The organism is Stutzerimonas balearica DSM 6083, from assembly GCF_000818015.1.
Taxonomy (GTDB): domain Bacteria; phylum Pseudomonadota; class Gammaproteobacteria; order Pseudomonadales; family Pseudomonadaceae; genus Stutzerimonas; species Stutzerimonas balearica.
On the sequence record NZ_CP007511.1, the window covers coordinates 1,299,286 to 1,320,415 of the forward strand.

The window sequence follows — 21,130 nt, forward strand, 5'->3', positions numbered from 1 at the left end:
GCCATCAGGGGCTTTTCGGAGCTGAAGCTTAGCCCAGGATCTGAACCTGGTCGGCCTGCATGCCCTTTTGACCTTGCACTGCGACGAAGCTGACTTTCTGGCCTTCTTTCAGGCTCTTGAAGCCGTTGCCTTCGATCGCGCGGAAGTGCACGAACAGATCCGGACCGCTCTCGGGAGTGATGAAACCAAAACCTTTCTCGTCGTTAAACCACTTGACGGTACCGTTCTGACGATTCGACATATCTTTGTATCCTTGGAACTCAAAAGTAGATGTGCTTCCCGCGTGCAGGAAGCTGGAACTGGTTGCAAGGAGTAAGAGAGTCGAGCGGAGAGCGGATCTTCAGATCTACTGCACCAGGTCACGATTCAACAGCGACCCATGCAAACACAGTGGGCACACTCTACGCCAAGTCTTCGGGCAATCCAACCCCTCGGAGCGATGGAATTTGCCCGATAAGACTGCGCTTCGTCGGCGCTATGTGACTGGGCTGCAGACGGCGGCTGGCGCTCGTCGCAGTGCGCCATGCTCGATCGGGCGATGGTGCGGGCATGATCTGCCCGATGCTCATCGCAAACCTCGAGAGGCGCGTTACAACTGCATTTGCCTGAACGGCGTACTGACTCGACCGCCTGGGTCGATTGTTCGACCCGATCTACCACGATCGTTGATGCCAGGCAGCGGTGCTGCCATGAATCTGATGGTGCCCCGAGAGAGACTCGAACTCTCACGCTGTCGCCAGCGGCGGATTTTGAATCCGCTGCGTCTACCGATTCCGCCATCGAGGCACGAGGCGGCGCAGTATAGGGACGTTGCCAGTCAGGGTCAATCGCCTGCCGTGGTCAGCGCGGTGCGTTTCGGCTAAGCTTTGCGCCCCGTTGCCAACCCGATCGTTATGCAAGTCGCCGATTTCTTTTTTGAGCTTCCCGAATCGCTGATCGCTCGCTTTCCGCTTGCCGAGCGCCGCGCCAGCCGTCTCCTCGTTCTCGAAGGGCCGAGCGGTGCCCTTAGTCATCGCCGCTTTGCTGATCTGCTTGACTATGTGCGGCCGGGCGATCTGATGGTGTTCAACGATACGCGGGTCATTCCGGCGCGGCTGTTCGGGCGCAAGGCCACGGGCGGCCAGCTCGAGATACTGGTAGAGCGTGTGCTGGACACGCAGCGTGTGCTGGCTCATGTGCGTGCCAGCAAGTCGCCAAAGGCCGGCTCCAGCATCCTCATCGACGGCGGTGGCGAGGCGCAGGTCCTGGGGCGTCAGGAGAGTCTTTTCGAGCTGGGCTTTAGCGAGCCCGTTCTGCCGCTGCTCGAGCGCGTCGGTCATATGCCTCTGCCTCCTTATATAGATCGGCCCGACGAGGGCAGCGACCGGGAGCGTTATCAGACCGTTTACGCGCAGCGCGCCGGTGCCGTCGCTGCACCCACTGCGGGCCTCCATTTCGACGAGGCCATGCTCGCTGCGTTGCGAGAGCAAGGCGTCGCAACCGCCTACGTCACCTTGCATGTCGGTGCCGGGACCTTTCAGCCGGTGCGTGTCGAGCGCATCGAGGACCACCATATGCACAGCGAGTGGCTGGAGGTGGGGCAGGCAGTGGTCGATGCGGTTGCCGAATGCCGGGCGCGTGGCGGGCGGGTGATTGCCGTCGGCACCACCAGTGTGCGATCGCTGGAGACTGCGGCGCGCTCAGGTCAGTTGCAGCCGTTCGCGGGCGAGACCGATATCTTCATCTATCCGGGCAAGCCCTTTCATGTGGTCGATGCGTTGGTGACCAACTTCCATCTACCCGAGTCCACCCTGCTGATGCTGGTTTCCGCCTTTGCCGGTTATCGCGAGACGATGGCCGCCTACGCCGAGGCGGTCCGCGAAGGCTACCGCTTCTTCAGTTATGGAGATGCCATGTTCATAACCCGCAACCCTGCCGCGCGCGGCCCCGAGGATCGCTGATGAGCCGTACCTGTCGCATGACCTTCGAACTTCTGGCCACCGAGGGCAAGGCCCGCCGCGGCCGTCTGCGCTTTCCGCGCGGGGTCGTGGAGACACCGGCGTTCATGCCGGTGGGCACATATGGCACCGTCAAGGGCATGTTGCCGCGCGACGTCGAGGGAATTGGCGCTCAGATCATTCTTGGCAATACCTTCCATCTCTGGCTCCGCCCGGGGATGGATGTAATTCGCGAGCATGGCAGCCTGCATGGATTCATGCAGTGGAATGGCCCGATCCTGACCGACTCTGGTGGTTTTCAGGTCTTCAGTCTGGGCGCGATGCGCAAGATCAAGGAGGAGGGCGTCTATTTCGCCTCTCCGGTCGATGGCGCAAAGGTGTTCATGGGGCCGGAAGAATCCATGCAGGTTCAGCGTGATCTCGGCTCAGACATCGTGATGATCTTCGATGAGTGCACGCCCTATCCGGCGGATGAAGAGACCGCGCGCCGCTCCATGGAGCTGTCGCTGCGCTGGGCGAAGCGCTCGAAGGTCGCCCATGGTGATAGCTCGGCGGCGCTGTTCGGCATCGTCCAGGGCGGCATGCATGAGTCGCTTCGCATGCGATCGCTCGAAGGGCTGTGCGAGATCGGCTTCGATGGCCTGGCGATTGGCGGGCTTTCGGTCGGCGAGCCCAAGGAGGAGATGATCCGGGTACTGGATTTCCTTCCGCCGCAGATGCCGGCTGACAAGCCGCGCTATCTGATGGGCGTCGGTAAGCCGGAGGACCTGGTCGAAGGCGTGCGGCGCGGTGTCGACATGTTCGACTGCGTGATGCCGACGCGCAATGCGCGCAATGGGCATCTGTTCACCGAAAACGGTGTGGTGAAAATTCGCAACTCGGTGCACAAGCACGACAATTCGCCACTCGACGCTGAATGCGACTGTTACACCTGCAAACACTTCTCGCGAGCCTATCTGCACCACTTGGACAAATGCGGCGAAATGCTCGGTAGCATGCTCAACACCATCCACAACCTGAGGCATTATCAGCGGTTGATGGCTGGTTTACGCGGCGCCATCGAAGAGGGTACATTGGCTGCCTTTGTCGACGCCTTCTATGCCCGGCGCGGCCTGCCAACGCCGCCGCTCGCATGACAGATCCCACTAGAAAAGATCCTTTCTGCAACAGGAGTGCTACATGAGCTTTCTGATTCCCGTCGCCCATGCCCAAGAGGCCGCCGCCGCACCTGCCGGCACCGGTTTCGAGTGGGTGTTCCTGGTCGGCTTTCTGGTCATCTTCTATCTGATGATCTGGCGGCCACAGGCCAAGCGCGCCAAGGAGCACAAGAATCTCCTCGGTGGGCTGCAGAAGGGCGATGAGGTAGTGACCTCCGGCGGCATCGCCGGCAAGGTGACCAAGGTTGCCGACGACTTCGTCGTGCTCGAGGTCTCCGACAATGTCGAGTTGAAGTTCCAGAAGGCGGCGGTTGCCGCGACCCTGCCCAAGGGCACGCTGAAAGCCATCTGAGCTGACTTACTCAACATCTACGACGGGGCGCGCAAGGCGCCCCGCGTCATTAGACGGGCTGTTCCATGCTCAACAAATATCCTCTCTGGAAATACCTGCTGATCCTGGTGGTGCTTGCGGTGGCCACCATCTATTCGGCACCCAATCTTTACCCTGACGATCCTGCAATCCAGATCACTGGTGCGAGCACTGCCCAGGCCGTGCAGGCTGCGGATCTGGAACGGGCCAGCAAGGCGCTCGCCGAGGCGGGAATCGTCGTCAAGGCGACCAAGCTTTCCGAGACCGGCAGCCAGGGGCTGCTGCGCTTGCAGCAGCAGGATGATCAGCTGCCGGCCAAGGACATCGTGCGGCGCGCACTGGGCGATAGCTTCGTGGTGGCCCTGAACCTGGCCCCGACCACGCCCGAATGGCTGCGCAACCTCGGGGCGAGCCCGATGAAACTCGGGCTGGATCTCTCTGGTGGGGTGCACTTCCTGCTCGAGGTGGACATGCAGAAGGCCATCGATACCCGGCTGAATGTCTACGAGGGTGAGATCAAGAGCCTGCTGCGCAAGGAGCGTGTGCGCTATCGCAGCCTGCCGGGCCAGAAAGGCGTCATTCAGCTCGGCTTCGCTGACGAGGCGACCGCGAGCGAAGCGCAGGGCCTGATTCGCAAGAACTACAACGACTTCCAGATGAATGTTGCGCCGCGCAACAATCTGCAGGTGCTTACGCTCAACCTCTCCGAGGCAAAGCTCGCCGAGATTCGTGAATACTCGATCAAGCAGAACCTCACTACGGTTCGCAACCGGGTCAACGAGCTCGGCGTCGCCGAGCCGTTGGTGCAGCGCCAGGGTGCCAATCGGATCGTTGTCGAGCTCCCTGGTGTGCAGGACACGGCGGAAGCCAAGCGCATCCTCGGCAAGACGGCCAACCTCGAGTTCCGCCTGGCGGCGGAGCCGGATGCGCCGCGTGCGTCCACCGAGAGCTTCGAATTCCGCGAGCCGGGCCGGCCGCCGGTGGATCTCGAACGCACCCTGATCATCACCGGCGACCAGGTGACCGATGCTCAGGCCAGCTATGACGAGAACGGCCGGCCGCAGGTAAATATTCGTCTCGACGGTCACGGTGGTGACCTGATGAACCGTGCGACGCGCAACAACGTCGGACGCAGCATGGCGGTTATCTTCATCGAGCAGAAGCCGGTCACGCGCTATGTGCGCGAGGTGGTGGATGGCGTCGAGCAGGAAAAGCGCATCGAGACCTTCCAGGAAGAAAAGAAGATCATCAGCCTGGCAACGATTCAGTCGCCGCTCGGCAGTCAGTTCCGGATCACCGGTCTGGACGGCCAGGGTGAGTCGTCCGAGCTCGCTTTGCTGTTGCGCGCCGGCGGTCTGGCGGCGCCCATGTACTTCGCCGAGGAGCGCACCATCGGCCCGAGCCTGGGCGCCGAGAACATCGAGCTCGGCGTCGAGGCGGCTCTATGGGGCTTCCTGTTCGTCGCGCTGTTCATCGTGGCGATCTACAAGTTCTTCGGCTTGCTCGCAACGGCGGCCCTGCTGTTCAACATGATCGTACTGACCGCGCTGATGTCGATCCTCAACGCAACGCTCACCCTGCCGGGTATCGCCGGCATCGTGCTGACCATGGGCATGGCGGTCGATGCGAACGTGCTGATCTTCTCGCGCATTCGCGAAGAGCTGGCGAATGGCATGTCGGTGCAGCGCGCGATCCATGAAGGTTTCGATCGGGCCCTTTCGGCCATCGTCGACGGCAACGTCACTACCCTGTTGGTTGGGGCCATTCTGTTCGCGATGGGAACCGGGCCGATCAAGGGCTTCGCGGTGACGCTGTCGCTGGGCATTCTCACGTCGATGTTTACCGCTGTCATCGTGACGCGCGCCATGGTCAACCTGATCTATGGCGGCCGCGATCTCAAGAAGCTGTGGATCTAAGGGGTTGTGACGATGAAGCGCGTAATCAACTTCATGGGTATTCGTCACGTGGCGTTCGCCCTGACGGTGCTGGTGACCATTGTCTCGCTCGTTAGTCTGGTGACGAGAGGGCTGAATTTCGGCTTGGACTTCACGGGCGGCACGCTCATCGAGCTGAGCTACGAACAGCCCGTTGCGCTGGACACTGTCCGTGCGCAGTTGGGGGAGGCTGGCTACGGAAGTGCGGTCGTGCAGAGCTTTGGTGCGACCACCGATGTGCTGGTTCGCATGCCTGGCGATGACCCGCTGCTTGGTCAGCGTGTCGCCGAGGCGCTGCAGCGGGCCGATGCCGGTGCCTCGGTGGCGGTCAAACGGGTCGAGTTCGTCGGGCCTGCAGTTGGCGAGGAGCTGCGTGACCAGGGTGGGCTCGGCATGCTGCTCGCGCTGGCTGGGATCCTGGTCTACGTGGCCTTCCGCTTCCAGTGGAAGTTCGGTTTCGGCGCGGTGGTATCGCTGTTTCACGATGTCATCGTGGTGCTTGGGGTGTTCTCGCTGTTTCAGATCACGTTCGATCTGACCGTGCTCGCCGCGGTACTGGCCGTGATCGGTTATTCGCTAAACGACACCATCGTGGTGTTCGACCGTATCCGCGAGAATTTTCGCGTGCTGCGCAAGACCGAGCTGATCGACAACATCAACATTTCCACGACGCAGACGCTGCTGCGGACGTTGGCGACCTCGATCTCGACCATGCTCGCAATTCTTGCGCTGATGGTCTTTGGTGGCGAGAACCTGTGGGGTTTCTCGCTGGCGTTGATGGTGGGCGTTGGCGCGGGTACCTATTCGTCGGTTTATATCGCCAGCCTGTTCCTCATCTGGCTCAAGCTCACGCGCGATGACCTGATACCGCCTGCGGTGGAGGAAGTCGACGAGCGTCCATGAACTTCTCGCTGCCCTGCTTGTCCTAGCGGCGAGCAGGGCGCCGCCATATGGCGCAGGAGAAGTTGCGATGAACAAGTCGATGATGGTGGGTGCCGCGCTGGGCGCGGTGGTGGCGACGGCAGGTGGTGCGTTCGCCACCTACAGCCTGGTTGATCGGGGACCGCAGTTTGCCGAGGTGCTCGCGGTCGAGCCAATCAAGGAAACTGTCAGAACGCCGCGCGAAGTCTGTCGCGATGTAACCGTTACACGGCAGAAGCCTGTTCAGGATCAGCATCGTATCGCCGGTACGGCCGTCGGGGCTGTGGTGGGCGGCCTGCTGGGTAACCAGATCGGTGGCGGCACCGGTAAGAAGATCGCCACGGTCGCGGGCGCGGTAGGCGGCGGTTACGCCGGCAACCAGGTGCAGGAACGGATGCAGCGCAACAGTACCTACACCACGACGGAGACGCGCTGCGATACGGTCATGGACAGCCACGACAAGGTCGTCGGCTATAACGTCCGTTATGACCTTGATGGCAAAGTGGGCCAGGTCCGCATGGATCGTGAGCCCGGCGCACAGATTCCGGTAAAGGATGGCCAGTTGGTGCTGGCACAACAGTGATCGATGGCAGGTCGCTTCGGCGAGGCTGCTGTAAACAGAAAGCCCCGGTCACTTGGCCGGGGCTTTCTGTTTCTGCGCTAACGCTTCTGTATGGAGATCAGCGCTTCATTGAGGGCGTGAGATGCGGCTGGATAGCCGTCAGCACAGCTTTGAAGCATTTGACGTTGCCGGCGACGATCTGGCCCTTTTCGAGGAATTCGTGGCCGCCCGCGAAGTCGCTCACGAGTCCGCCTGCTTCCTGGATCAGGAGGGCACCAGCGGCCATGTCCCACTCGGACAGGCCGAACTCCCAAAAGGCGTCAAAGCGGCCGGCCGCCACGTAGGCCAGGTCGAGGCTGGCAGCGCCGGCACGGCGCAGGCCGGCGGTCTGTCCAACCAGGGCACGGAACATGTTGAGGTAGCTGTCGAGGTTGTCCAGCTGCCCATCGCGGAAGGGAAAGCCGGTACCCAGCAGGGCGCCTTCCAGGCTCTTGCGTGAGCTGACCCGCAGGCGGCGGCCATTCAGCGCGGCGCCACGTCCACGGCTCGCCGTGAATTCCTCCTGGCGCACCGGGTCGAGCACCACTGCATGTTCCAGGCGGCCACGATATTTGCACGCGATGCTGACTGCATAGTGAGGGACGCCGCGCACGAAGTTGGTGGTGCCGTCGAGTGGGTCGATGATCCACTGGTAGTCGGCGCCGTCGCCGCTGCCTTCGAGCGCGCCGCCTTCTTCGGCCAGAATGCCGTGGTTCGGATAGGCCTTGCGCAGCGCGTTGACAATGACCTGCTCAGCGGCGCGGTCGATTTCGCTCACGTAGTCCTTGGCTTCCTTCTCGTTCACCGAGATCACGTCCAGGCGCTCGGTGGAACGGACAATCAGTTCGCCAGCGCTGCGGGCGGCGCGCAGCGCGATATTCAGCATGGGCTGCATGAAACTTTACCTGGTCGTTTAAAGAAAGCCGGAAATCATATCAGGAAAGGCTCCGTACATGTAGCGCCCAACGAGGTGGTCGGTGCGGTACGCGGTGCGTGAGGCCGACGCTTTGCGGTAAGCTGCAGCGCTTCTTTTTCGGGCGGGAACGAAGGTGTCGTTACACAACATTCGAGTGGTGCTGGTCAATACCAGTCATGCCGGCAACATTGGCGGCGCTGCGCGCGCCATGAAGAACATGGGGCTGTCGCGCCTGGTGCTCGTGCAGCCAGAGGACTTTCCGAGCTCCGATGCGATTGCCCGCGCCTCTGGTGCAACCGATATCCTCGACAATGCCCAGGTGGTCGATACGCTTGAGGAGGCTCTGGCGGGCTGCAGTCTGGTGCTCGGCACCAGCGCGCGCGACCGGCGTATTCCCTGGCCGTTGCTCGATCCGCGCGAGTGCGCTTCGGTCAGTCTGGAGCAGGCGGGGCAGGGGGGGGAGGTCGCGCTCGTCTTCGGTCGCGAGTACGCCGGGCTGACCAACGAGGAGCTGCAGCGCTGTCAGTACCACGTGCACATCCCGTCCGATCCCGAGTTCGGCTCGCTCAATCTTGCGGCAGCGGTGCAGGTTCTGACCTACGAGGTGCGCATGACTTGGCTGGCAGCCCAGGGGCGGCCTACCAAGAGCGAAAAGCTGGAAACGACGGCCATGCTCGATACGCAACCGGTGACCGTGGATGAGCTGGAGCACTACTTCGGGCATCTCGAGCAGACGCTGATCGAGATTGGCTTTCTCGATCCGCAAAAGCCGCGCCACCTCATGCCCAGGCTGCGTCGGCTCTATGGCCGAAGCGGCATTACCAAGCTGGAAATGAACATTTTGCGCGGTATCCTGACCGAGACACAGAAGGCGGCCCGCGGCGAGCCGCACAAGCGGAGAAAGGAATGATGTTCGAACGCATGCGTGAAGATATCCAGAGCGTATTCCATCGCGACCCGGCGGCACGTAATGCATTCGAAGTGATGACCTGTTACCCGGGGTTGCATGCCATCTGGATCCATCGCGCGTCCCATTGGCTCTGGCAGCATGACTGGAAGTGGCTGGCGCGCATGTCCTCCAATCTTGCGCGCTGGTTGACCGGCATCGAGATTCATCCGGGCGCAAGAATCGGGCGCCGATTCTTCATCGACCATGGTATGGGCATCGTCATCGGCGAAACGGCCGAAATCGGCGATGATGTCACGCTCTACCACGGGGTCACGCTGGGGGGTACCAGCTGGAACAAGGGCAAGCGCCACCCGACCCTGGAGGATGGAGTCATCGTCGGGGCCGGTGCGAAGATCCTCGGTCCGTTCACGGTTGGGGCCGGTGCGAAGATCGGCTCCAATGCGGTGGTGACGCGCGCAGTTCCGGCCGGCGCGACGGCTGTCGGCATTCCCGGGCGCATTATCGCCAAGGCCGATGACGAGCAGGAAGCACGGCGCAAGGCCATGGCTGAGAAGATCGGCTTCGATGCCTATGGCGTCAGTGGCGATATGCCGGACCCGGTCTCACGGGCCATCGGCCAGCTGCTCGATCACATGCAGGCCGTCGAGGAGCGCCTCGAGGGTATGTGCGGTGCGCTGAAGGCCCTCGGCAGCGACTATTGCGCCAAAGAGCTCCCGGAGCTGCGTGACGAGGATTTTGCTGAAGTTCAGCCAAAGGAAAACGGTCCGTCGGCTTGAGCATCGCCGGCGCTGGGCTGCTATCATGCGCGCCGCCTGCATAGGGCGAGTGGTGATTGAGCGGCCCGGCTCGTTCAATACCCGACTATGGTAATAGGTCTTATAGTTGACCTTAATACTCGGGAATAGCATAATCGCACCAAACCGTGATGCCTGGTGCAAGCCGATGCGATTGACCACTAAAGGCCGTTATGCCGTTACCGCCATGCTTGATCTGGCGCTGCATGCGCAGCATGGTCCGGTATCCCTTGCCGATATTTCCGAGCGGCAGGGGATCTCGCTTTCCTACCTTGAGCAGTTGTTCGCCAAGTTGCGCCGCGGCAGTCTGGTGACGAGCGTCCGCGGCCCCGGTGGCGGTTATCAGCTGTCGCGAGACATGGCCGGCATTCAGGTCGCGCAAGTGATCGATGCAGTCAACGAGTCTGTCGATGCCACTCGCTGCCAGGGGTTGGGCGGATGCCACTCTGGCGATACCTGCCTCACTCATCATCTGTGGTGCGACCTCAGTCAGCGGATCCATGAGTTCTTGAGTGGCATAAGCCTGGCGGACCTGGTCAATCGCCAAGACGTACAGCAGGTTGCCCTGCGTCAAGATATGCGCCGGGCCAACGGGGGCGCTGCGCCTCTGGATAAGATCGAAACGTCGGCCGTTGAATGAGCCGGGCGTTCGCCTGATAGGAGACACTCCATGAAGTTGCCGATTTACCTGGATTATTCCGCGACAACACCGGTCGATCCTCGCGTCGCCGCCAAGATGGTCGAATGCCTGACCACCGAGGGTAACTTCGGTAACCCGGCGTCGCGCTCCCACCTGTTCGGCTGGAAGGCCGAAGAGGCGGTGGAGAATGCGCGTCGGCAGGTTGCCGAGCTGGTCAATGCCGATCCGCGGGAGATTGTCTGGACGTCCGGTGCGACCGAGTCGGATAACCTGGCCATCAAGGGTGTGGCGCACTTCTACGCCTCCAAGGGCAAGCACATCGTTACCACGAAGATCGAGCACAAGGCAGTTCTGGACACCACTCGCCAGCTCGAGCGAGAGGGGTTCGAGGTAACCTACATCGAGCCGGGCGAGGACGGCATCATCACGCCGGCGATGGTCGAGGCAGCGCTGCGTGACGACACCGTGCTGGTTTCGGTCATGCATGTGAACAACGAGATCGGCACGATCAACGACATCACTGCCATCGGCGAACTGACCCGGTCGCGCGGGATTCTCTTCCATGTTGATGCGGCCCAGTCCACTGGCAAGGTCGAGATCGACCTGGAAAAGATGAAGGTCGACCTGATGTCGTTCTCGGCACACAAGACCTACGGGCCCAAAGGGGTTGGCGCTCTGTATGTGCGTCGCAAGCCGCGTGTTCGCCTCGAAGCGCAGATGCACGGCGGTGGCCATGAGCGCGGCATGCGCTCGGGTACCCTGGCGACCCACCAGTTGGTCGGCATGGGCGAGGCCTTTCGCATCGCCAAGGAGGAGATGGCACAGGAGAACGAGCGGCTCCGCGGCCTGCGCGATCGGTTCCTGCGCAAGGTCGAGGCGCTGGAAGAGCTCTACATCAACGGCAGCATGACGGCCCGTGTGCCTCACAACCTCAACCTGAGCTTCAACTACGTCGAAGGCGAGTCGCTGATCATGGCGCTCAAGGATCTTGCGGTGTCGTCCGGTTCTGCCTGTACCTCGGCGTCGCTGGAGCCTTCCTATGTACTGCGCGCCCTTGGGCGTAACGACGAGCTGGCGCACAGTTCGATTCGCTTCTCGTTTGGTCGCTTCACGACCGAAGAGGAAATCGACTACGCAGCAAGCAAGGTTTGCGAGGCGGTGAACAAGCTCCGCGAGCTTTCGCCGCTTTGGGATATGTACAAAGACGGCGTCGACATTTCCAAAGTGCAGTGGCAAGCCCACTGAGCGGAACGCGAGCGTCTTAGAGAGAGGATTGCACCATGGCTTACAGTGACAAGGTCATCGACCACTACGAGAATCCGCGCAACGTCGGCAAGTTCGATGCGGAAGACCCCAACATCGGTACCGGTATGGTCGGCGCGCCCGCGTGTGGTGATGTCATGCGCCTGCAGATCAAGGTCAACGAGCAAGGCGTGATTGAAGACGCCAAGTTCAAGACCTACGGCTGCGGCTCGGCGATTGCCTCCAGTTCCCTGGCCACCGAGTGGATGAAAGGCAAGACCCTGGAAGAGGCCGAGTTGATCAAGAACACTCAGCTTGCCGAAGAGCTCGCCCTGCCGCCGGTGAAGATCCATTGCTCGGTATTGGCAGAAGACGCGATCAAGGCGGCCGTGCGCGACTATCGCGAGAAGAAAGGTCTGCTCTGAGGAGGTATCGATGGCTATCACCATGACGCCTGCGGCGGCATCCCACGTCCGGCGCTCCCTGGATGGGCGTGGCAAGGGCGACGGTATTCGGCTGGGTGTGCGAACCACTGGCTGCTCCGGTCTGGCCTACGTGCTCGAGTTCGTTGACGAGGCGGCGCCGGAGGATGTGGTGTTCGAGAGTCACGGCGTGAAGGTGATCATCGACCCCAAGAGCCTGGTCTATCTGGACGGCACCGAGCTCGACTTCGTGCGTGAAGGGCTGAACGAGGGCTTCAAGTTCAACAACCCCAACGTGCGCGGCGAGTGCGGTTGCGGTGAGAGCTTCAATGTCTGAGGCGCCTGTGGGTAGACCCTGCCATTTTGCGCTGTTCGATCTCAGCCCCGCCTTCGATCTCGACCTGGATCAACTCGCAGCCCGTTATCGCGAGCTGGCCAGACAGATGCATCCGGATCGTTTCGCCGATGCGAGCGAGGCTGAGCAGCGTCAGGCACTGGAGCGCTCGGCGAACCTGAACGACGCCTTCCAGACGCTCAAGAGTCCGACGCGTCGGGCTCGCTACCTGCTGGCGTTGGAAGGTCACGAGGTGCCGTTGGAAACGACGGTTCAGGATCCCGAGTTTCTTATGCAGCAGATGCAATGGCGCGAAGAGCTTGAGGATCTGCAGGATAGCGCCGACCTTGCCGGGGTGGCCGCCTTCAAGGCACAGCTCAGGCAGGCTCAGGCGGCGCTCAATGAGCGCTTCGCTGCGCTTTGGCAGGAGCCGGCCCAGCGCGAAGCCGCTGAGCGCATGGTTCGACGCATGCAGTTTCTCGACAAGCTTTCCCAGGAAGTACGCGAACTGGAAGAGCGTCTCGACGATTAACCCGCACGGCGCTCGTCGCCGTGCCCGACATCAGATAGCTATGGCCCTACTTCAGATTGCTGAGCCCGGACAGAGCCCGCAGCCGCACCAGCGCCGGCTGGCCGTCGGTATCGACCTTGGAACCACCAACTCGCTGGTTGCTGCCTTGCGTAGCGGTGTCACGGCTCCGCTGCCTGATTCGCAAGGCGAGGTGATCCTGCCGTCGGCGGTGCGTTACCGTCCTGATGGCGTGGAGGTCGGTGCCGTTGCACGTCAGGCGGCGGCCATCGATCCGTTCAACACGATCATCTCGGTCAAGCGCCTGATGGGGCGCGGATTGGCCGACGTCAAGCAATTGGGCGTCCAGCTGCCTTATCGCTTTGCCGAAGGCGAGTCGCAGATGCCGTTCATCGAGACGGTTCAGGGGCCGAAGAGTCCTGTCGAGATTTCCGCCGAGATTCTTCGCAGCTTGCGTCAGCGGGCCGAGCAGACACTTGGCGGTGACCTGGTCGGTGCCGTCATTACCGTTCCGGCCTATTTCGATGATGCCCAGCGACAGGCAACCAAGGATGCCGCGCGTATCGCCGGGTTGAATGTCCTGCGTCTGCTCAATGAGCCGACGGCCGCCGCGGTCGCCTACGGACTCGATCGTCAGGCTGAGGGCGTCGTTGCGATCTACGACCTGGGTGGGGGCACGTTCGATATCTCCATCCTCAGGCTGACCAAGGGTGTCTTCGAGGTGCTGGCGACCGGCGGAGACACCGCGCTCGGTGGCGACGACTTCGATCACGCGATCGCTGGCTGGATTCTGCAGCAGTCAGGTGGTTCCTCCGATCTGCCGCCCAGTGCGCAACGGGCTTTGCTCAGGGTGGCGTGCGACGCCAAGGAGCAGCTCAGCGACTCGGCTGCCGTCGAGGTCGCTTATGGTGATTGGCGGGGCGTGCTGACGCGTCAGGCCTTCGAGTCGCTGATCGAGCCGTTCGTGGCGCGCAGCCTCAAGGCTTGTCGTCGTGCGGTTCGCGACTCTGGGGTCGAGCTTGAAGAGGTTACCGCTGTCGTCATGGTCGGCGGCTCGACGCGTGTGCCCTATGTTCGCCGCATGGTCGGCGAGCTGTTCGGTCTCGAGCCCCTGACCGACATCGATCCCGACGAGGTCGTGGCCATCGGCGCCGCCATTCAGGCCGAAACGCTGGCTGGCAACAATCGCGATGGCGACCAGCTGCTGCTGCTGGACGTCATCCCGCTTTCCCTGGGGCTGGAAACGATGGGCGGGCTGATGGAAAAGATCATCCCGCGCAATACCACGATTCCCGTCGCCCGCGCGCAGGATTTCACCACCTACAAGGATGGCCAGACGGCCATGATGATCCATGTGCTGCAGGGTGAGCGCGAGCTGATCGCCGATTGCCGCTCCCTGGCGCGTTTCGAATTGCGCGGAATTCCGCCAATGGTGGCAGGGGCGGCGAAGATTCGTGTGACCTTCCAGGTGGATGCCGACGGCCTGCTGAGCGTCTCGGCGCGCGAGCTGTCCTCGGGTGTCGAGGCAAGCGTTCAGGTCAAGCCGTCGTACGGGCTGACGGATGGCGAGATCGCGCGGATGCTCGAAGACTCGTTCCGCAGTGCGGGGAGCGACAAGCAGGCACGAGCGCTGCGTGAACACCAGGTTGATGCCCAGCGCCTGCTCGAGGCGGTCGAGGCGGCGGTCGCGGCCGACGGCGATCGCCTGCTTGATGACGAAGAGCGCGTGGCGATCGAGGCGCAGATGGCCGAGTTGCGTGCGCTGCTCGATAGTCAGGACGCCGCCGCGATCGAGCAGCAGACCCGGCGCCTGACGCAGATTACTGATGCCTTCGCCGCGCGTCGGCTGGATTCCACCGTCAAGGCGGCGCTGGCCGGCCGGCGGCTCAACGATATCGAGGAATGATGATGCCGCAGATCGTATTTCTGCCCAATGCCGATCACTGCCCTGAGGGCGCTGTCATCGAGGCCAGTGCCGGTGAGACCGTGCTCGATGCCGCGCTGCGCAACGGCATCGACATCGAGCATGCGTGTGAGAAGTCCTGTGCCTGTACCACTTGTCATGTGGTGGTCCGCGAAGGGTTCGACTCCCTTGAGCCGTCCGACGAGCTTGAGGACGATATGCTGGACAAGGCCTGGGGGCTGGAGCCGCACTCGCGTCTTTCCTGTCAGGCGGTGGTCGCCGAGAAGGACCTGGTAGTCGAGATTCCCAAGTACACCATCAATCAGGTTTCCGAAGGTCACTGAGGCAGGGCGCAAGATGAGTCTGAAATGGAACGACGTGCTGGAAATCGCCATCCAGCTGGCCGAAACGCGCCCTGAGGTAGATCCTCGCTACGCCAATTTCGTCGAGCTGCATCAATGGGTCCTGGCGCTCCCGGAATTCGCCGATGATCCGCAGCGCGGCGGCGAAAAAGTCCTCGAGGCGATCCAGGCGGCCTGGATCGAGGAAGCCGATTAGTCGGAGCAGGGCAGCCGCCGACGTCGCAGTCGGTCAGTCGCCTGCCCTTATGTTTTGACCTGAACCCGCGTATGATTCGCGGGTTTATTCATTTGCATCAACCCATCTCTCTGGAGTCCATAAATGGCCCTGCAACGCACCTTCTCCATCATCAAGCCGGACGCTGTCGCCAAGAACGTTATCGGTGAAATCACCACTCGTTTCGAGAAGGCCGGCCTGCGCGTCGTCGCTTCGAAGATGGTTCAGCTGTCCGAGCGCGAGGCTGCCGGCTTCTACGCCGAGCACAAGGAGCGCGGCTTCTTCAAGGATCTGGTCGCTTTCATGACCTCCGGTCCGGTCATCGTTCAGGTTCTGGAAGGTGAGAACGCTGTCGCCAAGAACCGTGAGCTGATGGGCGCCACCAACCCGAAGGAAGCTGCCGCCGGCACCATTCGCGCCGATTTCGCCGTTTCCATCGACGAGAACGCCGTGCATGGCTCCGACTCCGAGGCCTCGGCTGCTCGCGAGATCGCTTACTTCTTCTCCGCCACCGAGCTGTGCGATCGCATTCGCTGAGTGAGCGCAGGTGAATCCAATGACTAGCGAAACCGGCAAGACCAATCTGCTGGGCCTGACCCAGCTGCAACTGGAACAGTTCTTCGAGTCGATCGGCGAGAAGCGCTTCCGGGCCGGCCAGGTCATGAAGTGGATTCACCATTTTGGCGTCGATGATTTCGACGCCATGAGTAACCTCGGCAAGGCCTTGCGCGAAAAGCTCAAGGCCTGTGCCGAGATACGTGGGCCCGAGATCGTCAGTGAGGACATTTCCAGCGATGGCACCCGCAAGTGGGTGGTTCGCGTGGCCTCGGGCAGCTGCGTTGAGACGGTCTACATCCCGCAAAACGGCCGCGGCACGCTTTGTGTGTCCTCGCAGGCCGGCTGCGCGCTGGATTGCAGCTTCTGCTCCACCGGCAAGCAGGGCTTCAACAGCAACCTTACCGCTGCCGAAGTGATCGGCCAGGTTTGGATTGCCAACAAATCCTTCGGCACCGTTCCGGCGAAGATCGATCGCGCCATCACCAACGTGGTGATGATGGGAATGGGGGAGCCGTTGCTCAATTTCGACAATGTCGTGGCAGCCATGCAGATCATGATGGATGACCTTGGCTACGGCATTTCCAAGCGCAAGGTCACCTTGTCCACGTCGGGCGTGGTGCCGATGATCGACGAGCTGGCGAAGGTGATCGACGTCTCGCTGGCCTTGTCGCTCCACGCACCGAATGATCCGCTGCGCGACCAGCTGGTGCCGATCAATCGCAAGTATCCGCTGGACATGCTGCTGGCAGCCTGCAAGCGCTATATCTCGCGGCTGGGCGAAAAGCGTGTACTGACCATCGAGTACACCTTGCTCAAGGGCGTGAACGATCAGCCCGAGCATGCCGAGCAGATGATCATCTTGCTCGCGGATATCCCTTGCAAGATCAATCTGATCCCATTCAATCCGTTCCCTCATTCGGGATATGAGCGGCCGAGCAACAATGCGATTCGCCGCTTCCAGGACATCCTCCACAAAGGTGGGCACAATGTGACCGTGCGTACCACCCGTGGCGAGGATATCGACGCCGCCTGCGGGCAGCTGGTCGGTCAGGTACTCGACCGCACGCGTCGCAGCGAGCGTTACATTGCCGTGCGTGAACTCCACGACGACTCCGCTACCGCGCGTTCTGTTTCGAATCGATCCTGAGGGGATATCGATGGCTCTGCGCCTTGCGCTGATCATTTTGTTCGCCGGCTGGATGGCCGGCTGCGTGTCGACGGGAAGCGTCGACCCGCTGAAAACCGAAGAGGGCCGTAGCCAGGCCCGTGACGCCTATATCCAGCTTGGCCTGGGTTATCTTCGCCAGGGCGCTACCGCCCGCGCCAAGACCCCGCTACGCAAGGCGCTGGAGATAGACCCGCATAGTGCTGACGCGCATGCTGCGCTGGCGCTGGTGTTCCAGACCGAGATGGAGAACGCGCTGGCCGACAAGCATTATCGCGAAGCGCTGTCGGCCCGGCGCGATGCCCGCATCCTCAACAACTATGGCAGCTTTCTGTTCGAGCAGGGCCGCTACCAGGACGCCATGGAGCGCTTCAGCCAGGCCTCCGAGGACAACATGTATCCCGAGCGCGCGCGGGTATTCCAGAACATGGGGATGACCGCGCTCAGGTTGTCGCAGCCAGAGGAGGCGGAGATGTACTTCAACCGCTCGCTGCGACTGGACAGCCGCCAACCCGGGGCTCTGCTCGAGCTGGCGATGCTTGCCTACGAGTCCGGCGAGTACGTGCCGGCCAAGCGCTATTACGATGATTTCAGTGCGCTGTCCGAGCAGAACGCCCGCAGCCTTTTGCTCGGCATTCGATTGGCAAACATCCATGGTGACCGGGATCGCGCCGCCAGTCTGGCCTTGCAGTTGAAACGACTGTATCCAGGCACATCCGAGTACAAGCAATTCCTATCGGAGCAACGATGAGTGCGCCTGAACACGAACCCATGAGCCAGATGGGGGGCAACCCGGGCGAAACCCTGCGAGTGGCTCGCGAGCAGAAAGGGTGGTCCCTGCAGTTGGTGGCCCAGCGGCTCAACCTGCCTACGCGGTCGGTCGAGCACATCGAGGCTGGCGACTTTGGTCGCCTGCCCGGGCATACCTTCGCCCGCGGCTACGTCCGGGCTTACGCCAAGTTGCTCGAGCTTGATCCCAATCGCCTGGTCAACGAGTTCGACCGCTACACCGGCACCGAGGCCACCGGCAGCAGCACGGTGCAGAGCCTGGGGCGCATCGAAGAGCCCGGCCGTCTCTCGCGCAGTGTCATGCGTGTGTTCGGTTTTCTTCTTCTTCTGTTGCTGGTCGGCGCCAGTCTCTACTGGTGGCAGGAACGTTCGGGACGTGACGACGCGGCAGCACCGGTAAGTGCCCTGGAACGCATCGAAGTCGAGAGTGCCGACGGCACGACCCAGGTCCATGTGCTCGAAGACCCGGACGATCAGGAGGTTGACGAGGGCGCGTTGCCTCTGTCGCCTGCGCCCGCAACGGACGACGCCGAAGTGCTCGCTGTCCCCGGCGCCGTGGAGGAACTGGCCAATGACCAGGCACAGGCCGCAAGCGCCGAGGCTGCGGCGGAGCCATCCAGCGTCGAGAGCTCCGCGGTAGATTCGCCTTCACAGCCGGTCGCCCCCCAGCCGGCTGAACAAGCTGAAGCCGCTTCGCCGGCGCAGGCCGAAATGGCTGCAGCAGAGGGCGCGCAGCAGTCCGGTGCTGCACAGTTGGAGGATGGTGAAGGCCGTCTGGAGCTTCGCTTCGTCGCTGACTGCTGGGTCCGCGTGACCGCAGCGGACGGTCGCCAGTTGCTCAGCACGGTAGGCAAGGCCGGCAGCGAGCGTACCGTCGTCGGAACGGCGCCGTTGAACGTGCACCTGGGCTTTGCGCGTGGCGCGGTATTGACCTATAACGGCAACCCCGTCGACGTCAGCCCGTTCATTCGTGGCGAGACTGCTCGCCTCACGCTCGGACAGTAACGATGCATAGTGAGTCGCCAATCAAACGCCGCCAGTCGCGCAAGATCTGGGTCGGCAATGTCGCCGTCGGAGGGGATGCCCCCATCTCCGTGCAGAGCATGACCAATACCGAGACCTGCGACGTTGACGCCACCGTGGCGCAGATCCGTCGATTGGAAGACGCCGGCGCGGACATCGTGCGCGTATCTGTCCCTTCGATGGACGCGGCCGAAGCCTTCGGCAAGATCAAGCAGCAGGTTCGGGTTCCTCTGGTGGCGGACATCCACTTCGATTACCAGATCGCCTTGCGCGTGGCCGAACTCGGCGTCGATTGCCTGCGCATCAACCCTGGCAACATCGGCCGCGAAGAGCGCGTGCGTGCCGTGGTCGAGGCGGCACGTGACAAGGGCATTCCGATTCGTATCGGTGTGAACGCGGGCTCGCTGGAAAAGGACCTGCAGAAAAAATACGGTGAGCCGACTCCCGCGGCGCTGGTGGAATCGGCTTTGCGCCACGTGGAGCACCTGGACCGTCTGAACTTCCAGGACTTCAAGGTCAGCGTGAAGGCCTCTGACGTGTTCATGGCCGTAGAAGCCTACCGGTTACTTGCCACGCAGATCGAACAGCCGCTGCATCTGGGCATCACCGAGGCCGGTGGCCTGCGCTCGGGTACGGTGAAATCCGCCGTCGGCCTGGGCATGCTGCTCGCCGAAGGCATTGGTGACACCATTCGCATCTCGCTGGCGGCCGACCCGGTCGAGGAGATCAAGGTCGGCTTCGACATTCTCAAGTCGCTGCGTTTGCGCTCGCGTGGCATCAACTTCATCGCCTGCCCGAGCTGCTCCCGGCAGAACTTCGACGTGGTCAAGACCATGAACGAGCTGGAAGGGCGGCTGGACGATCTGCTGGTTCCGCTGGACGTGGCGGTCATTGGCTGCGTGGTCAACGGGCCCGGCGAAGCGAAGGAGGCCCATGTCGGCCTGACTGGCGGCAGCCCGAACAACCTTGTCTACATCGATGGCAAGCCGGCCCAGAAGCTCGGTAACGAGGCCCTGGTGGACGAATTGGAGCAGCTGATCCGGCGCAAGGCCGCGGAGAAGCTGGAAGCCGACGCGGCGCTGATCGCCCGCAGCTGATTTCAAGGATTACCTTTGAGCAAGACCCTGCAAGCCATTCGTGGCATGAACGACATCCTGCCTGCCCAGACTCCGGTCTGGCGTTACCTCGAGGGCACTTTCGCCGAGCTGCTGGAAGCGTACGGCTACAGCGAGATCCGTCTGCCGATCGTCGAGTACACCGAGCTGTTCGCGCGCGGCATCGGTGAAGGGACCGACGTCGTCGACAAAGAGATGTACACCTTTCGCGATCGCAACGACGAGTCGTTGACCCTTCGGCCGGAAGGCACCGCCGGCTGCGTGCGTGCTGTACTCGAGCATGGCATGACCGGTGGCGGTCAGGTCCAGAAGCTCTGGTACACCGGGCCGATGTTCCGTTACGAGAAGCCCCAGAAGGGTCGTTATCGCCAGTTTCACCAGATCGGTGTCGAGGTGTTCAATCAGCCCGGCCCTGATGTCGACGCCGAACTCATCGTGCTTACGGCAAGGCTGTGGCAGCGCCTCGGCATGGCCGATGCGGTCACCTTGCAGCTCAACAGTCTTGGTTCCAGCGAGGCGCGTGCACGTTACCGCGATGCTCTGGTCGCCTATCTGCAGCAACGCTTCGATCAGCTGGATGAGGACAGTCAGCGCCGGCTGAGCACCAATCCGCTGCGCATCCTCGATAGCAAGAACGCCCAGACCCAGGCGCTGCTGGCCGATGCGCCAACTCTGGCCGACTACCTGGACGAAGAGTCGCGGGCGCACTTCGAGGGACTCAAGGCACGCCTCGACGCCGTTGGTATCGCCTATGAGATCAATCCCAAGCTGGTGCGTGGCCTGGATTACTATGGCCGTACGGTTTTCGAGTGGGTCACCGACAAGCTCGGCGCCCAGGGGACCGTCTGTGCGGGCGGGCGCTACGACGGGCTGGTCGGCCAGTTCGGCGGCAGGCCGACTCCAGGTGTGGGTTTCGCCATGGGGGTAGAGCGCCTGGTGCTCCTGCTGGAGACGCTGGAGCTGGTCCCGGCGAGCCTCTGCCGTGAACCCCACGCCTACATCTGCGCCTTCGGCGAAGCAGCCGAGCTGAGCGCCCTGGCGCTTGCGGAGCGGTTGCGCGACGCGCTGCCCGGATTGCGCCTGCTGGTCAATGCCGGCGGTGGCAGCTTCAAGAGCCAGTTCAAGAAGGCCGACAAGAGCGGCGCACGTTTTGCGCTGATTCTCGGAGAGAACGAACTGGCGTCACGCATGGTAGGGTTCAAGCCGCTGCGCGACGACAGCGAACAACAGAACATTGCCTGGGATGCTCTGCCCGAGCGTCTGGCTGCCTGCCTCGAGCAGGGCTGAACTAAGC

At 62.2% G+C, this 21,130-nt stretch carries 24 protein-coding genes and 1 tRNA gene; 22 read left to right on the forward strand and 3 right to left on the reverse strand.

Features of this window, described 5'->3' with window-relative positions; all coding sequences use genetic code 11:
• Window positions 1-28: 28 nt before the first annotated feature.
• Window positions 29-241, reverse strand: coding sequence for a cold-shock protein (locus CL52_RS05850; protein WP_003298189.1), 213 nt, complete (start codon window positions 239-241; stop codon window positions 29-31).
• Window positions 242-699: 458 nt separating this feature from the next.
• A tRNA-Leu gene (locus tag CL52_RS05855) sits at window positions 700-786 on the reverse strand.
• Window positions 787-893: 107 nt separating this feature from the next.
• On the opposite strand from CL52_RS05855, the gene queA reads away from it, so the two are divergent.
• The 6 genes from queA to CL52_RS05885 all read left to right on the forward strand — a co-directional run bounded on the left by queA (window position 894) and on the right by CL52_RS05885 (window position 6,902).
• A complete protein-coding gene (gene queA, locus CL52_RS05860; RefSeq protein ID WP_043219081.1) occupies window positions 894-1,940 on the forward strand; it encodes a tRNA preQ1(34) S-adenosylmethionine ribosyltransferase-isomerase QueA in 1,047 nt (348 codons plus the stop codon).
• A 17-nt stretch (window positions 1,941-1,957) separates the two neighbouring features.
• Entirely contained in the window at window positions 1,958-3,073 is a 1,116-nt protein-coding gene (gene tgt, locus CL52_RS05865; protein WP_162483741.1) for a tRNA guanosine(34) transglycosylase Tgt, read from the forward strand.
• Window positions 3,074-3,116: 43 nt separating this feature from the next.
• The gene (yajC, locus tag CL52_RS05870; RefSeq protein ID WP_041107200.1) at window positions 3,117-3,446 is read left to right on the forward strand and encodes a preprotein translocase subunit YajC; all 330 of its coding nucleotides are present in this window, start codon (window positions 3,117-3,119) and stop codon (window positions 3,444-3,446) included.
• A gap of 65 nt (window positions 3,447-3,511) precedes the next feature.
• Entirely contained in the window at window positions 3,512-5,380 is a 1,869-nt protein-coding gene (gene secD / locus CL52_RS05875) for a protein translocase subunit SecD (protein ID WP_043219082.1), read from the forward strand.
• A gap of 12 nt (window positions 5,381-5,392) precedes the next feature.
• Window positions 5,393-6,301, forward strand: coding sequence for a protein translocase subunit SecF (secF, locus tag CL52_RS05880; RefSeq protein WP_043219083.1), 909 nt, complete (start codon window positions 5,393-5,395; stop codon window positions 6,299-6,301).
• A 67-nt stretch (window positions 6,302-6,368) separates the two neighbouring features.
• Entirely contained in the window at window positions 6,369-6,902 is a 534-nt protein-coding gene (locus CL52_RS05885; RefSeq protein WP_041107195.1) for a glycine zipper 2TM domain-containing protein, read from the forward strand.
• 97 nt (window positions 6,903-6,999) lie between these two features.
• Here the strand turns inward: CL52_RS05885 and suhB are convergent, their stop codons facing one another.
• The gene (gene suhB, locus CL52_RS05890) at window positions 7,000-7,815 is read right to left on the reverse strand and encodes a type III secretion system regulator SuhB (RefSeq protein ID WP_041107193.1); all 816 of its coding nucleotides are present in this window, start codon (window positions 7,813-7,815) and stop codon (window positions 7,000-7,002) included.
• Window positions 7,816-7,969: 154 nt separating this feature from the next.
• On the opposite strand from suhB, the gene trmJ reads away from it, so the two are divergent.
• The 16 genes from trmJ (at window position 7,970) to hisS (ending at window position 21,123) form a co-directional block, all read left to right on the forward strand.
• On the forward strand, window positions 7,970-8,746 hold the full coding sequence (trmJ, locus tag CL52_RS05895) for a tRNA (cytosine(32)/uridine(32)-2'-O)-methyltransferase TrmJ (RefSeq protein WP_041107191.1): 777 nt from the start codon (window positions 7,970-7,972) through the stop codon (window positions 8,744-8,746).
• On the forward strand, window positions 8,746-9,522 hold the full coding sequence (cysE, locus tag CL52_RS05900; RefSeq protein ID WP_041107567.1) for a serine O-acetyltransferase: 777 nt from the start codon (window positions 8,746-8,748) through the stop codon (window positions 9,520-9,522). Before trmJ ends, cysE begins: the two co-directional genes overlap by 1 nt.
• Before the next feature lie 166 nt (window positions 9,523-9,688).
• Complete coding sequence (gene iscR / locus CL52_RS05905; RefSeq protein ID WP_041107189.1) at window positions 9,689-10,180, forward strand: Fe-S cluster assembly transcriptional regulator IscR; 492 nt, start codon at window positions 9,689-9,691, stop codon at window positions 10,178-10,180.
• A 30-nt stretch (window positions 10,181-10,210) separates the two neighbouring features.
• A complete protein-coding gene (locus CL52_RS05910) occupies window positions 10,211-11,425 on the forward strand; it encodes an IscS subfamily cysteine desulfurase (protein WP_041107187.1) in 1,215 nt (404 codons plus the stop codon).
• A 35-nt stretch (window positions 11,426-11,460) separates the two neighbouring features.
• On the forward strand, window positions 11,461-11,847 hold the full coding sequence (iscU, locus tag CL52_RS05915; RefSeq protein ID WP_041107185.1) for a Fe-S cluster assembly scaffold IscU: 387 nt from the start codon (window positions 11,461-11,463) through the stop codon (window positions 11,845-11,847).
• 10 nt (window positions 11,848-11,857) lie between these two features.
• Window positions 11,858-12,181 carry an iron-sulfur cluster assembly protein IscA gene (iscA, locus tag CL52_RS05920; protein ID WP_041107183.1) on the forward strand — a complete coding sequence of 108 codons (324 nt, stop codon included), beginning with the start codon at window positions 11,858-11,860 and terminating at the stop codon, window positions 12,179-12,181.
• A 7-nt stretch (window positions 12,182-12,188) separates the two neighbouring features.
• Window positions 12,189-12,710 carry a co-chaperone HscB gene (gene hscB / locus CL52_RS05925; RefSeq protein WP_043219084.1) on the forward strand — a complete coding sequence of 174 codons (522 nt, stop codon included), beginning with the start codon at window positions 12,189-12,191 and terminating at the stop codon, window positions 12,708-12,710.
• Window positions 12,711-12,750: 40 nt separating this feature from the next.
• Complete coding sequence (gene hscA / locus CL52_RS05930; protein WP_043219086.1) at window positions 12,751-14,613, forward strand: Fe-S protein assembly chaperone HscA; 1,863 nt, start codon at window positions 12,751-12,753, stop codon at window positions 14,611-14,613.
• 2 nt (window positions 14,614-14,615) lie between these two features.
• Window positions 14,616-14,954, forward strand: a complete 339-nt coding sequence (fdx, locus tag CL52_RS05935; protein ID WP_043219087.1) for an ISC system 2Fe-2S type ferredoxin — start codon at window positions 14,616-14,618, stop codon at window positions 14,952-14,954.
• 13 nt (window positions 14,955-14,967) lie between these two features.
• Window positions 14,968-15,168 (forward strand): Fe-S cluster assembly protein IscX, encoded by a 201-nt coding sequence (iscX, locus tag CL52_RS05940; RefSeq protein WP_043219088.1) that lies wholly within the window; start codon window positions 14,968-14,970, stop codon window positions 15,166-15,168.
• Window positions 15,169-15,291: 123 nt separating this feature from the next.
• Window positions 15,292-15,723 carry a nucleoside-diphosphate kinase gene (gene ndk, locus CL52_RS05945; protein WP_041107174.1) on the forward strand — a complete coding sequence of 144 codons (432 nt, stop codon included), beginning with the start codon at window positions 15,292-15,294 and terminating at the stop codon, window positions 15,721-15,723.
• 19 nt (window positions 15,724-15,742) lie between these two features.
• Window positions 15,743-16,891: a dual-specificity RNA methyltransferase RlmN gene (gene rlmN / locus CL52_RS05950; RefSeq protein ID WP_043219089.1), complete on the forward strand. Its 1,149-nt coding sequence runs from the start codon at window positions 15,743-15,745 to the stop codon at window positions 16,889-16,891.
• Window positions 16,892-16,901: 10 nt separating this feature from the next.
• Entirely contained in the window at window positions 16,902-17,660 is a 759-nt protein-coding gene (gene pilW, locus CL52_RS05955; RefSeq protein WP_043219090.1) for a type IV pilus biogenesis/stability protein PilW, read from the forward strand.
• A complete protein-coding gene (locus CL52_RS05960) occupies window positions 17,657-18,703 on the forward strand; it encodes a RodZ domain-containing protein (protein WP_043219091.1) in 1,047 nt (348 codons plus the stop codon). Before pilW ends, CL52_RS05960 begins: the two co-directional genes overlap by 4 nt.
• Before the next feature lie 2 nt (window positions 18,704-18,705).
• Window positions 18,706-19,818: a flavodoxin-dependent (E)-4-hydroxy-3-methylbut-2-enyl-diphosphate synthase gene (gene ispG / locus CL52_RS05965; protein ID WP_041107167.1), complete on the forward strand. Its 1,113-nt coding sequence runs from the start codon at window positions 18,706-18,708 to the stop codon at window positions 19,816-19,818.
• A gap of 15 nt (window positions 19,819-19,833) precedes the next feature.
• On the forward strand, window positions 19,834-21,123 hold the full coding sequence (gene hisS / locus CL52_RS05970) for a histidine--tRNA ligase (RefSeq protein WP_043219092.1): 1,290 nt from the start codon (window positions 19,834-19,836) through the stop codon (window positions 21,121-21,123).
• Window positions 21,124-21,130 lie beyond the last annotated feature (7 nt).